Annotated in this window: 14 protein-coding genes and 1 tRNA gene; 11 read left to right on the top strand and 4 right to left on the bottom strand. The window is 68.5% G+C overall.

What is annotated here, in order from left to right; genetic code table 11:
- Positions 1-269: 269 nt before the first annotated feature.
- A tRNA-Leu gene (locus ABZ794_RS22510) sits at positions 270-346 on the bottom strand.
- 105 nt (positions 347-451) lie between these two features.
- Here ABZ794_RS22510 and ABZ794_RS22505 point away from each other — a divergent pair.
- The 11 genes from ABZ794_RS22505 (at position 452) to polA (ending at position 12,903) form a co-directional block, all read left to right on the top strand.
- Positions 452-1,072, top strand: a complete 621-nt coding sequence (locus ABZ794_RS22505; protein ID WP_112582684.1) for a response regulator — start codon at positions 452-454, stop codon at positions 1,070-1,072.
- Positions 1,073-1,085: 13 nt separating this feature from the next.
- Positions 1,086-2,255: a hypothetical protein gene (locus ABZ794_RS22500; protein ID WP_357517370.1), complete on the top strand. Its 1,170-nt coding sequence runs from the start codon at positions 1,086-1,088 to the stop codon at positions 2,253-2,255.
- A 257-nt stretch (positions 2,256-2,512) separates the two neighbouring features.
- Complete coding sequence (locus ABZ794_RS22495; RefSeq protein ID WP_210785916.1) at positions 2,513-3,673, top strand: branched-chain amino acid ABC transporter substrate-binding protein; 1,161 nt, start codon at positions 2,513-2,515, stop codon at positions 3,671-3,673.
- 109 nt (positions 3,674-3,782) lie between these two features.
- The gene (locus ABZ794_RS22490; protein ID WP_210785915.1) at positions 3,783-4,733 is read left to right on the top strand and encodes a branched-chain amino acid ABC transporter permease; all 951 of its coding nucleotides are present in this window, start codon (positions 3,783-3,785) and stop codon (positions 4,731-4,733) included.
- Positions 4,730-5,839, top strand: a complete 1,110-nt coding sequence (locus ABZ794_RS22485; RefSeq protein WP_091407909.1) for a branched-chain amino acid ABC transporter permease — start codon at positions 4,730-4,732, stop codon at positions 5,837-5,839. The genes ABZ794_RS22490 and ABZ794_RS22485 overlap by 4 nt, the downstream gene beginning before the upstream one ends.
- Before the next feature lie 46 nt (positions 5,840-5,885).
- Positions 5,886-6,677: an ABC transporter ATP-binding protein gene (locus ABZ794_RS22480; protein WP_210785926.1), complete on the top strand. Its 792-nt coding sequence runs from the start codon at positions 5,886-5,888 to the stop codon at positions 6,675-6,677.
- Positions 6,667-7,377 carry an ABC transporter ATP-binding protein gene (locus tag ABZ794_RS22475; protein ID WP_091407914.1) on the top strand — a complete coding sequence of 237 codons (711 nt, stop codon included), beginning with the start codon at positions 6,667-6,669 and terminating at the stop codon, positions 7,375-7,377. The genes ABZ794_RS22480 and ABZ794_RS22475 overlap by 11 nt, the downstream gene beginning before the upstream one ends.
- 37 nt (positions 7,378-7,414) lie before the next feature.
- Entirely contained in the window at positions 7,415-8,326 is a 912-nt protein-coding gene (locus tag ABZ794_RS22470) for an ABC transporter substrate-binding protein (RefSeq protein WP_210785914.1), read from the top strand.
- Positions 8,327-8,329: 3 nt separating this feature from the next.
- Positions 8,330-9,307, top strand: a complete 978-nt coding sequence (locus ABZ794_RS22465) for an amino acid ABC transporter permease (RefSeq protein ID WP_210785913.1) — start codon at positions 8,330-8,332, stop codon at positions 9,305-9,307.
- Positions 9,307-10,113, top strand: coding sequence for an amino acid ABC transporter ATP-binding protein (locus ABZ794_RS22460; RefSeq protein WP_282102895.1), 807 nt, complete (start codon positions 9,307-9,309; stop codon positions 10,111-10,113). The genes ABZ794_RS22465 and ABZ794_RS22460 overlap by 1 nt, the downstream gene beginning before the upstream one ends.
- A 90-nt stretch (positions 10,114-10,203) precedes the next feature.
- Positions 10,204-12,903, top strand: a complete 2,700-nt coding sequence (gene polA, locus ABZ794_RS22455; RefSeq protein ID WP_357517367.1) for a DNA polymerase I — start codon at positions 10,204-10,206, stop codon at positions 12,901-12,903.
- 105 nt (positions 12,904-13,008) lie between these two features.
- Here polA and ABZ794_RS22450 read toward each other — a convergent pair whose 3' ends face one another.
- Genes ABZ794_RS22450 through ABZ794_RS22440 form a run of 3 tightly spaced genes read right to left on the bottom strand, consistent with a single transcriptional unit; the run spans position 13,009 to position 14,149 of the window.
- Entirely contained in the window at positions 13,009-13,356 is a 348-nt protein-coding gene (locus tag ABZ794_RS22450; protein ID WP_030489062.1) for a DUF3140 domain-containing protein, read from the bottom strand.
- Entirely contained in the window at positions 13,343-13,561 is a 219-nt protein-coding gene (locus tag ABZ794_RS22445; protein WP_238688138.1) for a DUF2945 domain-containing protein, read from the bottom strand. Before ABZ794_RS22445 ends, ABZ794_RS22450 begins: the two co-directional genes overlap by 14 nt.
- A 36-nt stretch (positions 13,562-13,597) precedes the next feature.
- Positions 13,598-14,149 carry a Uma2 family endonuclease gene (locus tag ABZ794_RS22440; RefSeq protein WP_357517364.1) on the bottom strand — a complete coding sequence of 184 codons (552 nt, stop codon included), beginning with the start codon at positions 14,147-14,149 and terminating at the stop codon, positions 13,598-13,600.
- Positions 14,150-14,190 lie beyond the last annotated feature (41 nt).

Genomic DNA, 14,190 nt, shown 5'->3' with positions numbered 1-14,190 from the left:
GTCGCCCAGGTAGAGGCCAAGCAGGTATAGGTATGACGACGGGTCTGTCTGAATGTTGACGTTGGGCCGGCAGCGGAAGCAGCGAGACTCGGTGCACTGCTGTTGTGGCTCAGCCTGCCCCCTGCACCAGCCGCGAACGGTTGGATAGGGAAGTCTCAGTCGTCGGGCGACCTCAGCGACCGTGCTGCCGGCGAGGTGCTGCCGCCGTGCTCGTAGGCGCAGTTCAGGTGGGTGCACAGCACGATTTTGGAACAGCCGTACGACAATTTTGGTGCCCCCGGTGGGATTCGAACCCACACTGTCGGAGGTTTGAGCTCCGCTTCTCTGCCGGTTGGAATACGGGGACGCTTGGCCGAATGCTCTGGTGGCCTCCCATAGGTTACCTACTACGCTGAGGGCGGCGACACCCGGTCGGGTTGGTGTCGGCTTATGACTGGTGGGGGTAGGGCTGGTGGCTGAGATGCCGACGGATGCCGAGCGTAGGCGCGTACTGATCGCCGAGGACGAGGCGCTGATCCGGCTGGACCTCGCCGAGATGCTGGTCGAAGAGGGTTACGAGGTGGTGGGGGAGGCCGGTGACGGCGAGACAGCCGTACGCCTCGCCGAGGAGCTGAAGCCCGACCTCGTCATCCTCGACATCAAGATGCCGATCATGGACGGGCTGGCGGCCGCCGAGCGCATCGCCGGTGCCCGGATCGCCCCGGTGATCATTCTGACCGCGTTCAGCCAGCGTGACCTGGTGGAGCGGGCGCGGGCGGCGGGCGCGATGGCGTACCTGGTGAAGCCCTTCCAGAAGAGCGACCTGGTCCCGGCGGTGGAGATCGCGCTGTCGCGTTACTCGGAGGTCGCGGCCCTGGAGGCGGAGGTCGCGAGCCTGACCGACCGCCTGGAGATCCGTAAGTCGGTGGAGCGCGCCAAGGGCGCGCTGATGACCACGTACGGGATGACCGAGCCGCAGGCGTTCAAGTGGATCCAGCGCACGGCGATGGACCACCGGATGACCATGAAAGAGGTTGCCGAGCGGATCCTCGCGGAGACTGCCGGCGGCGAGGTGACTCTGCCGGCTCCCTGATCGGCATCGACCCGTGTCGAGGCGGATGACGGCAGTGCTCGGCGTTCTCGCCGTGCTGGCGGCCGCCTGTGAGTCCTCGGCCTGTCCCGACTGTGAGCAGCCGCCACCGGTCCGGCCGGCCTGGCAGTCGGTGGTCCTGCCGGACCCGCCGGGTCTGCCGGGTCGACCGGTGCTGCGCGACGCCACCGCCTGTGCCGACCGGTGGTACGTGGTCGGCGGCGTGGTCGATCTGGCCGGGGAGACCCGCCCGGCCGCCTGGAGCAGCCCGGACGCCAGTTCCTGGGGGCCGGTGCCGACGGCGCCGGTGACGTTCTACGGCCAGCAGCACGTGCTTTCCGCGGCGGCCTGCCGGGACGGGCGGCTGGCGGTGGTCGGGGCGAAGAGTGGGGGCGCGCACGGCAATCCCCGCACCGGCACCTGGAGGCAGGCGTCGGACGGCACGTTGCGCGAGGTGGATGCGCCCTTCGAGCGGTACGGCGGGCCGCGCGCGGTCAATGTGGCCCGGTTGGCGGCGGGGCCGCGGGGCTGGTTGATCGCGGGTAGTCGGATCGACGGTGCGGCGGTCTGGATCTCCCCGGACGCGGCCGGGTTCGCGCTGGTGGAGGGCGCACCAGAGTTGGCCGGTGACGAGCGGGGGCGGACGGCGGCGTACGACGCGGTCGCCGTGCCGTCGGGCTGGCTGCTGGTGGGTGCGTTGCTGCCGCCGGGGGGTACCGCGTTGGTGCCGCTGGCCTGGTCCTCGGCGGACGGCCGGAGTTGGCGGCGGGCCGCCCTGCCGGTGGTGGACGGGCGGGGGCAGGCGCAACGGGTGGCGGTGCTTGGTGACGTGCCGGTGGCGGTCGGGCCGGTGCGGGCTGGATTCGGCAGTTGGCGGCTGACGACGCAGGGCTGGCTGCCGGCGGGCGGGTTCGGGGCGGCCGGACCAGGTGTGGCGTCGGTGGTCGGGCTGGTGGCCGTCGGGCGGAGGTTGGTGGCGGTGACGAGGGACGGGGACCGTCACGCACTGTGGCTCTCGGTCGATATGGGCGAGTCGTGGCGGGCGATGATCATGCCGCGGCCGGTACCGGACAGCGGAGACACTGCGGTCGCGGTGACCTCGACGGGAGATCGACTGCTGCTGGTGACCGACGATGGGAAGACGTCGCGTGCCTGGTGGGCGGGGGTGTCAGACCTCGATCGGTAGCTGACGGAGGCCTGCTGGCCGGTGCCGACGAAACAAAGGTGAAAAGGCTTCACGACCGAAGGTTCTTACAGGGATCGTTTCGAATCCGCCACGGCGTGTAACGGTTCGGTCAACCCGCTCGCTTGGGGCTTACGTCACAGCTCCACGGTGGGATAACGTCCGGCCCCAGACCGGCGACGACGGTCTGGTTCGTCCGCCCCCGCAAGGGCCAATAGCCAGCGGGTGGTTCGGACCATGGGACGAGGAGGGTTCGGGCCTTGAGGCAAAAGCTCGCGCGCGTTATCGGTGGGGTCGCCATGGTGGCGCTCGTCGCCGGCGGAACCGCATGCTCCAGTGGCGACGATGCGGCAGGCGGGGGCGGTGACGCCTGCGGCAGCAAGATCGCATTCTTCGGCGCGCTGACCGGCAGCTCGGCCGCGCTCGGCATCAACGAGAACAACGGTGTCAAGCTCGCCGTCGACAAGTACAACAAGGAAAACGCCGACTGCAAGGTCGAGCTGGCCTCCCTGGACTCGCAGGGCAGCCCCGACCAGGCGCCTGGTCTGGCGCAGAAGGCGATCGACGACACCAAGATCCTCGGCGTCGTCGGCCCGGCCTACTCGGGTGAGTCCGAGGCTGCCGGCCCGCTGTTCAACGAGGCTGGCCTGGTGACCATCACCCCGTCCGCGACCCGGCCGAGCCTGGCCGACCAGAAGTGGAAGACCTTCTTCCGCGCGGTCGGCAACGACTTCAGCCAGGGCCCGGCGGCCGGCAACTACATGAAGAACGTGATGAAGGCCGACAAGGTCTACGTCATCGACGACCAGTCCGCGTACGGCGCCGGCCTGGCCGACGAGGTCAAGAAGGTGCTCGGCTCGGCGGTTGTCGGCTCGGACAAGGTCCAGGGCGAGGGCAAGCAGACCGAGTTCTCCGGCGTGATCACCAAGGTCAAGGCCGCCAACGTGAAGGCGATCTTCTACGGCGGTTACTACCAGGAGGCCGGCCTGATCCGTAAGCAGCTCACCGCTGCCGGGGTCACCGCGCCGCTGGTCGCCGGCGACGGCGTCAACGACGGTGCGTACATCACCTCCGCTGGTCAGGCGGCGGCCGAGGGCACCATCCTCACCTGCCCGTGCCAGCCGGCCGCTGAGGCCCGTGGCACCTTCGTGCAGGAGTTCAAGGCGCTCACCGGCACCGACCCGGGCACCTACAGCGACACCGCCTACGACGCGGCGAACATCCTGCTGGCCGGTATCAAGGCTGGCAAGACCACCCGTGAGGGCCTGCTGGAGTTCGTGAAGGGCTACAGCGGCGAGGGTGTCGCGGCGAGCTACAAGTTCACCGAGACCGGCGAGCTGGACCCGGCTCAGGTCAAGGTCTGGGCCTTCAAGGTCACCGGCGGCAAGGTTGTCCCGGACCAGGAGATCCCGAAGTCCTGATGTTGGTCGCTGCTTCGGCGATTGAGTTGTGATCGCGGGTGCGGCCGGGAGCTGCTCGCTCCCGGCCGCACCCCAATTTTCTCTCCAGACGTGATGGAGCGTCCCTCCCTTGGACTTCAATGGACTGTTCTCCAACTTCGGGGAACTCACCACGACCGGCCTGACCCAGGGCGCGATCTACGCCCTGGTCGCGCTCGGCTACACGCTGGTCTACGGCGTGCTGAGACTCATCAACTTCGCTCACTCCGAGGTCTTCATCGCCGGCGCGTTCGCGGCGATCTGGACCTGGAACGGCTTTGGACTCGACCAGAACTCACAGGTCAGCGGGGTTGGATCGATCCTGTTCTACCTGCTGGTGGCGATGATCGTCGCCGCCATCGCCTCGGCGGGCACCGCGACGGTGATCGAGCGGGTGGCGTACCGGCCGTTGCGTAAGCGCAACGCCCCGCCGCTGGCCTTCCTGATCACCGCGATCGGCGCCTCGATCGCGATCTCCGAGGCCTTCGGCATCTGGACCCGCCGACTGCCGGAGGGCGCGCCCAGTCTGGTGAGCAGCAAGCCGCTGTTCCACCTCTTCGGCGTGCCGATCGACTCGATCCAGCTGCTGACGATTGGCGCGGCGCTGCTGATGATGGTCCTGCTGGACCTGTTCATCAACCGCAGCCGTACCGGCCGGGGCATCCGGGCCGTGGCCCAGGACGCCAACACCGCCGCGCTGATGGGCGTGAACAAGGACCGGATCATCCTGATGGTCTTCATCACCGGTGGTGCCATGGCCGGTGTGGCCGGTCTGCTCTACGACGTGCGGATCCAGACCCTGACCTACAGCGTCGGCTTCCTGCTGGGGCTCAAGGCCTTCACCGCCGCGGTGCTGGGTGGTATCGGCAACCTGCGCGGGGCGCTGATCGGTGGCCTGCTGCTGGGCGTGGTGGAGAACTACGCCGCCGGTCTGTTCGGCAGTCAGTGGAAGGACTTCGCTGCCTTCGCGGTGTTGGTGGTGCTGCTGATGTTCCGGCCGACCGGTCTGCTGGGCGAATCGCTGGGGAGGGCACGGGCATGACGACCGTCCTGGAGAGGGTGCGCTCTGGCCGCGAGGCGGCCGGAGAACGGTGGCGCGGCGCGCCGCGCTGGGTGCGTTGGGCGTTGCTGGTCGCGGTGATCGCGTTCTTCTACGCGCTGCCGAACAGGGAGTTCTACCAGTATCTCGGGCCGATCCCGACCCCTGGTGCGAACTTCACGCAGGTGCTGTTCACCGTCTCGATCTACGTGCTGCTGGCCGTCGGGTTGAACATCGTGGTCGGTTTCGCCGGCCTGCTCGACCTGGGCTACTTCGGGTTCTTCGCCGTCGGCGCGTACACCGTCGCGGTGTTGACCTCGCCGAGCAGCAACCTCAAGACGCTCTGGCCGTGGCTGCTCGTGGTGCCGCTGGCGATCGGGTTGACCATGCTCTCGGGTGTGATGCTCGGTACGCCGACGCTGCGTCTGCGCGGTGACTACCTGGCGATCGTGACGCTCGGCTTCGCCGAGATGATCCGGATCGCCGCGGTCAGCTCGGAGTTCCTCAAGGGCCAGCGGGGTTTCAACCAGATCCCGCACCCGCCCGGCAAGTACGCCGACGGCAAGCCGTTCTTCGGCGTGCTGGACGCCCGGCCGTACTACTGGCTGGTGCTCACGCTGATCATCCTGGTGGTGATCGGTGTGCGGAACCTGACGCACAGTCGGGTCGGTCGGGCCTGGATCTCGATCCGGGAGGACGAGGACGCCGCGCAGCTGATGGGTGTGCCGACGTTCAAGTTCAAGCTCTGGGCGTTCGCCTCGGGTGCCGCGATCGCCGGTCTGGCCGGCGCGCTCTTCGCGGGTAAGCAGAACTTCGTCAACTCGCAGAACTTCGAGCTGCTCAACTCGATCATCATCCTGGCGGCGGTGATCTTCGGTGGTTCGGGCAACATCGTCGGCGCGATCGTCGGTGGTGGCCTGGTGGCGTACATGATCGAGCGGTTCCGCGGCATCGAGTTGTTCGGCGTGGAGCTGTACGAGTACCGGTTCCTGATCTTCGGTCTGGTCCTCGTGGTGATGATGATCTTCCGGCCGGAGGGCCTGATTCCGAACCGACGACGGGCGGCGGAGTTCAAAGACCGTCGCAAGGAGGTGATCGTCGGTGAGTGACACCGATCAGACGCCGGCTGTTCCGGCGCAGGCCGGCGCGCCGGCGATGGAGGCGGTCCCCAACCGGGAGCCGCTGCTGGAGGTCGACAACGTCACGCTGCGCTTCGGCGGCGTGGTCGCGCTCGACAACGTCAACTTCACCCTCTACAAGGGGGAGATTCTCGGGCTGATCGGCCCGAACGGCGCTGGCAAGACCACCTGCTTCAACGCGATGACCGGCATCTACCAGCCCACCAGCGGTGAGATCCGGTTCCGTGGCGGCAAGATCAGCGGGAAGAAGCGCCACCAGATCACCCAGATGGGTATGGCCCGGACGTTCCAGAACATCCGCCTGTTCCCGGAGATGACCGCCCTGGAGAACGTCCAGGTCGGCGCGGACGCGCACCACAAGACCAGCGTGGTCTCCGCTCTGTTCCGGTTGCCTCGGCACCGGCGCGAGGAGCGTGAGGGACGGGAGAAGGCCGAGCGGCTGCTGGAGTTCGTCGGCATCCGGCACCGGCTGCACGAGTTCGCCCGCAACCTCTCCTACGGGGAGCAGCGGCGGTTGGAGATCGCCCGGGCGCTGGCCACCGATCCGGTGCTGCTCTGCCTGGACGAGCCGGCCGCCGGCTTCAACCCGGCGGAGAAGGAGGAGCTGCTCCAGCTCATCCGGCAGGTCCGGGACACCGGCGTGACCGTGCTGCTGATCGAGCACGACATGCGCCTGGTCATGGGCGTCACTGACCGGATCGTCGTGCTGGAGTTCGGAAAGAAGATCGCCGAAGGGCTTCCCGCCGAGGTGCGGGACAACCCGAAGGTGGTCGCGGCGTACCTGGGGGTGCCGGACGATGTTGCTTGAGATCGACGATGTGAGCCTGCTCTACGGGCGGATCCAGGCGTTGCACGGCATCAGCCTGACCGTGGCCGAGGGTGAGATCGTCGCACTGATCGGCGCCAACGGCGCCGGGAAGTCGACCACCATGCGGGCGATCTCCGGGATTCGGCCGATCGCGACCGGCAGCATCCGCTTCGAGGGTGAGGACATCTCCAAGCTCCGGGCGGATCTGCGGGTCCGGCGGGGGCTCTGCCAGGCGCCCGAGGGTCGGGGGATCTTCCCCGGCATGTCGGTGCTCGAGAATCTGGACATGGGGGCGTACACCCGGCGCGACCGCGCCGGGATCGCCGAGGACCTGGCCCGGGTGCTCGACCTCTTCCCCAGGCTGGCGGAGCGACGTAAGCAGGCCGGAGGTACCCTTTCCGGCGGCGAGCAGCAGATGCTGGCGGTCGGTAGGGCGTTGATGAGCCGGCCCAAGCTGCTGTTGCTCGACGAGCCCTCGATGGGGTTGGCGCCGATGCTGATCCAGCAGATCTTCGACATCATCAAGGAGATCAACGAGCAGGGCACCACGGTCCTGCTGGTGGAGCAGAACGCGCAGCAGGCGCTGGCCCGAGCGCACCGGGCGTACGTGCTCGAGACCGGCAAGATCGTCAAGACCGGAACCGGCGCCGAGCTGCTGCACGACCCGGCGGTCAAAGAGGCATACCTCGGCGTGGCCTGAGCGGCCGTCACACCCCTCACGCAAGGAGTGCAGAGACATGTTCAATACCAACGGTGCCCGCCGGGCGGCGCTCGGTGCCGCCAGTGCGGCGCTGATCGCCCTCTCGCTGACGGCGTGTGGGGAGAAGGAGAACAGCGGCTCGCCCGGTGCCGGTCCGACCGTCACGGCGGCGGCCGACTCGGCGCTGGCCGGGAAGGTGCCCGACGCCATCAAGGCCGACGGTGTGATCAAGGTCGGCACCGACTCGACGTACGCCCCGGCGGAGTTCCTCGACGCCGACGGCAAGACGGTGGTCGGTTTCGACGTCGAGCTGTTCAACGCGGTGGCGCAGAAGCTCGGTCTCAAGGCCGAGTACGAGTCGGCGCCCTTCGACGCGATCCTGCCCGGTGTCGACTCCGCCAAGTACGAGGTCGGCGTGTCGTCGTTCACGATCAACGCCGAGCGGCTCAAGAGCGTCAACATGGTGAGCTACTTCTCCGCCGGCACCCAGTGGGTGACCAAGGCCGGCAACGCGGCCAAGATCGACACTGAGAACGCCTGCGGCAAGAAGATCGCCGTGCAGACCGGCACCGTGCAGGTCGACGACATCACCGCCCGGTCGAAGAAGTGCACCACCGGCGGCAAGCCGGCGATCAGCATCGACCAGTACCAGTCGCAGAGCGACGCCACGGCCGCCGTGTTCAGCGGCAAGAACGACGCCATGCTGGCCGACTCGCCGGTCGGGGCGTACGCGGTGAAGCAGAGCAACGGCTCGCTGGAGCTGGTCGGCGAGATCTACGAGTCCGCCCCGTACGGCTACGCCGTGAAGAAGGACCAGAGCGCCTTCGCCGAGGTGCTCAAGGAGGCCGTCCAGGCGGTCATCGCTGACGGCTCGTACCAGACCGCGTTGAAGAAGTGGGGCGTCGAGGGCGGCGCCATCACCTCCTCGGCGCTGAACCCCGCCAGCTGACGCATGTCGTCGGAAACGGACACAACCGAACGGGCACGGCCGGAACCCATCCAGGCCGTGCCCGTCCGGCATCCCGGGCGTTGGGTCGCGGTCGCCGTGATCGGGGTGCTGGTGGCCATGTTCGTCCACCTGCTGGTGACGAACAAGGCGTTCAACTGGGCGTTCATGGTCGACGAGATGTTCCGGCCGCCGATCATGGAGGGTCTGCGCGGCACGCTCGCGCTGACAGTGCTCGCGATGCTGATCGGCGTCAGTCTCGGCGTTGTCGTCGCCATCATGCGGTTGTCGGAGAACCCGATCCTGCGGGGCGTCTCCTGGGCGTACACCTGGTTCTTCCGGGCGGTGCCCCGGCTGGTGCTGGCGATCCTCTTCGGCAACCTCGGCATCCTCTGGGCCCGGATCGAGTTCGGGCTCCCGTTCGATCGCCAGATCGGCGCGCTCTTCGGTGTCGACGACTTCGAGGCACGTCTGTTCGGCTTCTCCGCGCTGGAGATCCTCACGGGATTCGTCGCCGGCATGCTGGCGCTCGGGCTCTCCGAGGCGGCGTACATGGCCGAGATCGTTCGGGCCGGGATCCAGTCGGTGGACGAGGGGCAGACCGAGGCGGCGCAGGCGTTGGGCCTGAGCCGTACCCAGATCCTGCGCCGCATCGTGCTGCCGCAGGCGATGCGGGTGATCATCCCGCCGACCGGCAACGAGACCATCGCGATGCTCAAGGACACCTCGCTGGTGGCCTTCGTGCCGGTCTCCACCGAGCTGTTCTTCCAGCTCAAGGCCGTGGGTAACCGGACCTTCCAGGTGTTCCCGATGTACGTGGCGGCCTGCCTGTGGTACTTGCTGCTGACCAGCGTGCTGCTCGTCGGGCAGTACTACCTGGAGCGGCACTTCTCCAAGGGGTTCGGCAAGAGCGGCCAAGCGAAGATCAGACTGCGCGGGATCACCGCTGAGGCCGGCGGTAGCGCGAGCGAGGCGGGTCGGTGATGACGCAGGTGACGACACCGGCGGGGGCCGCGGGAACGGCCGGCGACGGCGTGATGGTCCGCGCCGAGCAGGTGCACAAGTCGTTCGGGTCGGTGGAGGTGCTCAAGGGCATCGACCTCGAGGTACGCAGCGGCGAGGTCTGCTGTCTGCTCGGGCCCTCCGGCTCGGGCAAGTCGACGTTCCTGCGCTGCATCAACCACCTGGAGAAGATCAACGCCGGCCGGATCCGGGTGGACGGCGACCTGATCGGCTACCGGGAACGCGGCGGCAAGCTGCACGAGATGCGGGAGAAGGAGATCGCCGCCCAGCGCCGCGCGATCGGCATGGTGTTCCAGCGGTTCAACCTCTTTCCGCACATGACCGCCCTGCAGAACGTCGCCGAGGCGCCGGTGCTGGTGGGCCGGGAGCGCAAGGCCGCCGCCCGGGAAAGGGCCGCCGCGCTGCTCGAGCGGGTCGGGCTCGGCGACAAGCTGGGCAACTACCCTGGGCAGCTCTCCGGCGGGCAGCAGCAGCGGGTGGCCATCGCCCGGGCGTTGGCGATGCAGCCGAAGCTGATGCTCTTCGACGAGCCCACCAGTGCGCTGGACCCGGAGCTGGTCGGCGAGGTGCTCGACGTGATGAAGGACCTGGCCCGCGACGGCATGACGATGATCGTGGTGACCCATGAGATCGGCTTCGCCCGGGAGGTCGGCGACTCGCTGGTCTTCATGGACGACGGCGTGGTGGTGGAGTCCGGCGCGCCGCGCGAGGTGATCGCCAATCCCCGGCACGACCGGACGAAGGCGTTCCTGGCCAAGGTGCTCTGAGCCGGTACCCGGCGCGGCCGTTCGGAACGGCCGCGCCGGGCGTCGTGCCGGTGTCCCGTCCTGTCGTAGCGGCGGGCTAGAGTCGCTGCCGTGACAGCTACGACACCGCGCCTGCTTCTCGTTGACGGACATTCCATGGCATACCGGGCGTTCTTCGCCCTGCCTGTGGAAAACTTCTCCACCACGACGGGGCAGCCGACCAACGCGGTGTACGGCTTCACCTCGATGCTGATCAACGTGCTGCGCGACGAGCAGCCCACCCACATCGTCGTGGCCTTCGACGTCTCCCGCCACTCCTTCCGCACCGACAAGTACGCGGAGTACAAGGCCGGCCGCAGCGAGACCCCGACCGACTTCAAGGGCCAGGTCAGCCTGGTCAAGGAAGTCCTGGCCGCGCTGCAGATCCCGGTGGTGGAGAAAGAGGGCTTCGAGGCCGACGACGTCATCGCCACGCTCGCCTGCCAGGCCCGCGACCAGGGCATGTCGGTGCTGATCAGCAGCGGTGACCGCGACGCGTTCCAGCTGGTCGACGATCAGATCACCGTCCTCTACCCACGTAAGGGCGTCTCCGACCTGGCCCGGATGGACCCGGCGGCGATCGAGGCGAAGTACGGCGTGCCGCCACAGCAGTACCGGGACCTCGCCGCGCTGGTCGGCGAGACCAGTGACAACCTGCCCGGCATCCCGGGCGTCGGCCCGAAGACCGCGGCCAAGTGGATCACCACGTACGGCGGGGTGGAGGGCGTGATCGCCCGGGCCGACGAGATCAAGGGCAAGGCCGGCGACAGCCTGCGGGAGCGGCTCGCCGACGTGATCCGCAACTACGAGATCAACTGCCTCGTCTCCGACCTGGAGCTGCCGCTGCGCCCGGAGGACAGCCGCTGGACGGGTTGGGACCGGGAGGCGGTGCACCAGGTCTTCGACACCCTGGAGTTCCGCATCCTGCGCGACCGTCTCTACCAGTACCTGGAGGCGGTCGAGCCGGAGGCCGAGTCCGGCTTCGACCTCACCGGCGAGGTGCTCACCGAGCCCGGCGCGCTGGCCGGGTGGCTGACCACGCACGTTCCGACCGGCACCCCGGTCGGGTTGGCGGTCAAACTCGACACCGGCCCCAACCGCCGGCACACCGCCTCGATCACCGGTCTCGCGCTGGCCACCGCCGGCGGCGCGGCGGCCTGGGTCGACCCGGCAAGGCTCGACCCGACCGACGAGGGCGCCCTGGCCAGCTGGTTGGCCGACGAGCAGCGCCCCAAGGTGCTGCACGACAGCAAGCCGGCCGTGCTGGCCTGCGCCGCGCACGGCTGGCAGCTCGCCGGCATCGTCCGGGACACCCAGATCGCCGCGTACCTGGCCCGCCCCGACCAGCGTTCCTACGACCTGACCGACCTGGCGCTGCGCTACCTGCACCGGGAGCTGCGGGTGGACGTCCCGGAGTCCGGTCAGCTCACCCTCGACGGTCTCGGCGACGAAGGGGTGGTCGAGCAGAACCTGATGCTCCAGGCCCGGGCCACCCTCGACCTGGCCGACGCGATCGACGCCGAGCTGTCCCGCGACGGCGAGCAGTCCGCCCGGCTGATGGCCGGCGTGGAGCTGCCGCTGATGCGGGTGCTGGCCACCATGGAGAGCACCGGTATCGCCGCCGACACCCACTATCTCTCCGAGCTGGAGGCCCACTTCGCCGCCGAGGTGAAGGCCGCCGCGCAGGGCGCGTACGAGGCGGTGGGTAGGGAGTTCAATCTCGGCTCGCCCAAGCAGTTGCAGGAGATCCTCTTCACCGAGCTGGGTCTGCCCAAGACCAAGAAGATCAAGACGGGCTACACCACCGACGCCGACGCCCTGCAGTGGCTCTACGCGCAGCAGCCGCACCCGGTGCTGGCCCACCTGCTGCGTCACCGGGACGTGGCCAAGCTCAAGTCGACAGTCGACGGGCTGCTGAAGTCGGTCTCCGACGACGGTCGGATCCACACCACCTTCAACCAGACCGTGGCGGCCACCGGTCGGCTCTCCTCCACCGAGCCCAACCTGCAGAACATCCCGATCCGCACCGAGGAGGGCCGTCGGATCCGTCGGGCCTTCGTGGTGGGAGACGGCTACGAGTGTCTGCTCACCGCCGACTACAGCCAGATCGAGATGCGCATCATGGCGCACCTCAGCTCGGACGACGCGCTGATCGACGCGTTCAACTCCGGCGCCGACTTCCACGCCGCCACCGCCTCGTCGGTCTTCGGGGTGCCGCTCGACGAGGTCACCCCCGACCAGCGCCGCAAGATCAAGGCCATGAACTACGGCCTGGCGTACGGCCTGAGCGCCTTCGGCCTGTCCCAACAGCTCAGCATCAGCACCGAAGAGGCGCGCGGGCTGATGGAGAACTACTTCGCCGGCTTCGGTGGGGTGCGCGACTACCTCCAGCAGGTGGTCGCCCGCGCCCGCCAGGACGGTTACACCTCCACCATCCTCGGCCGGCGCCGCTACCTGCCCGACCTGGTCAGCGACAACCGGCAGCGCCGTGACATCGCGGAGCGGATGGCGCTCAACGCGCCCATCCAGGGCTCCGCCGCCGACATCATCAAGGTGGCGATGCTGCACGTCGACACCGCGCTGCGCGAGGCCGGGCTGCGCTCACGGATGCTGTTGCAGGTGCACGACGAGTTGGTCTTCGAGGTCGCCCCGGGTGAGCGGGAGTCGTTGGAGGCCCTGGTCCGGGGGGAGATGGGCGGGGCCTACCCGCTGTCGGTGCCGCTGGAGGTGTCGGTCGGTCTGGGCCGGGACTGGAACAGCGCCGATCACTGATCTTGGTTGCGGTGTGGGGGTTCCGGGGCTGCCCCGGAACCCCTGACCGGGTCGTCCTGGTCGCGGCCGCCGGGGTGGTGGATCAGGGTCGTCGGGCTGCGCCGGCTACTTCAGGGGGTCGTGGCCCCAGTTCATGAGGGACCAGCGCCACTTGGTGTCGCGGACGTTGCCGGAGGGACGCTGCGCCATGTGCCGGCGTACGTAGCCGACGACCTTGCGCATGTGTTTGTAGTCGCCCTCGGACAGGTCACCGCGTTTGCGACGGAGCAGGTTGATGATCTTCCGCCCGGATTCGTGCCCGACGGACTCGCCACCACCAGCACGACCGCCCTTGTGCCAGCCGACCTGCTTCGACTCGTCGGTCTCCAGCCACGTGGACAGCTCACCGGGCTTCATGTTCACCGCTTCGGTGAACTCCCGGTAGGTGTCCCGGCCGTCGTCACTTCTGCTCATGGCGCAGCGCCTCGGGGCGGTGGGCCACGTCGCGGCCCGTGCCGACACTGCGGACCCGGTACTGCGGGTCGTCGGGGTCCGCGTTCACGGCCCGCCCGCGGATCCGCGTCCGCTCGGTGATCGTCCCCCGCACCACGCCGTACGCGCGGCTGCCGTGGGCCGACCAGGAGACATGGTCGCCCTTGTGGAATCGCTGTTCGGCCATGGTCCTCGGCTACCCGGGGCGGCCAGTGCGAAACGACTACGGGGTGATCTCGGCGATCGGCAGCTTGATGTCGAACGGCTCGGCCAACTCGATCACGTCGGCGCCGTCGGCGACCAGCTCGTACTGCCGCTCACCGCCCGGCCCCACCTGGTCGCCGATCCGGTACGCGTACACGTGCACCGGGTCCTGCTCGATCCGCCAGTAGAACGGGATGCCGGCGGCGGCGTACTCACCCGGCTTCGCGAACCGGTCGATCCGTCGCGTGCCGGGCGAGACGATCTCCACGGCGAGCACGACGTCCGACGGCCGCAGAGTGGACCGGGATGGCGCCACGCCGGCCCGCCGTAGGAGCACGTCCGGCTGTCGGCTGGTGTTGGGACTCAGTCCGACTCCGACGGCCTGGACGACCCGGAGGTCAGCCGGCACATGTTGCAGCAGCCAGTGCGCTAGCAACAGCGAGATGTCTTGATGGCCCAGGGTGGGGGAGGGTGTCACCTGGATAATTCCGTCGACGAGTTCGACGCGGGGGGCGTCGTCCGGCAGGGTGAGCAGGTCCTCCAGCGTGTAGTCGGCACGCTGCTGCCGCATCGGATCCGGACACCAGGGGCCAGGTGATGTCGGGACGGGCT

The organism is Micromonospora sp. NPDC047187 (assembly GCF_040643355.1).
GTDB lineage: Bacteria > Actinomycetota > Actinomycetes > Mycobacteriales > Micromonosporaceae > Micromonospora > Micromonospora salmantinae.
This window is presented reverse-complemented; position numbering and strand designations above follow the sequence as displayed.

What these genes read in the sequence shown, in the direction of transcription:
- ABZ794_RS22465 (WP_210785913.1), top strand. Translation starts at nt 8,330, where the DNA reads ATGTCGTCGGAAACGGACACAACCGAACGGGCACGGCCGGAACCCATC.
- ABZ794_RS22475 (WP_091407914.1), top strand. Translation starts at nt 6,667, where the DNA reads ATGTTGCTTGAGATCGACGATGTGAGCCTGCTCTACGGGCGGATCCAG.
- ABZ794_RS22445 (WP_238688138.1), bottom strand. Translation starts at nt 13,561, where the DNA reads ATGGCCGAACAGCGATTCCACAAGGGCGACCATGTCTCCTGGTCGGCC.
- ABZ794_RS22450 (WP_030489062.1), bottom strand. Translation starts at nt 13,356, where the DNA reads ATGAGCAGAAGTGACGACGGCCGGGACACCTACCGGGAGTTCACCGAA.
- ABZ794_RS22440 (WP_357517364.1), bottom strand. Translation starts at nt 14,149, where the DNA reads ATGCGGCAGCAGCGTGCCGACTACACGCTGGAGGACCTGCTCACCCTG.
- ABZ794_RS22460 (WP_282102895.1), top strand. Translation starts at nt 9,307, where the DNA reads ATGACGCAGGTGACGACACCGGCGGGGGCCGCGGGAACGGCCGGCGAC.
- ABZ794_RS22485 (WP_091407909.1), top strand. Translation starts at nt 4,730, where the DNA reads ATGACGACCGTCCTGGAGAGGGTGCGCTCTGGCCGCGAGGCGGCCGGA.
- ABZ794_RS22470 (WP_210785914.1), top strand. Translation starts at nt 7,415, where the DNA reads ATGTTCAATACCAACGGTGCCCGCCGGGCGGCGCTCGGTGCCGCCAGT.
- ABZ794_RS22480 (WP_210785926.1), top strand. Translation starts at nt 5,886, where the DNA reads ATGGAGGCGGTCCCCAACCGGGAGCCGCTGCTGGAGGTCGACAACGTC.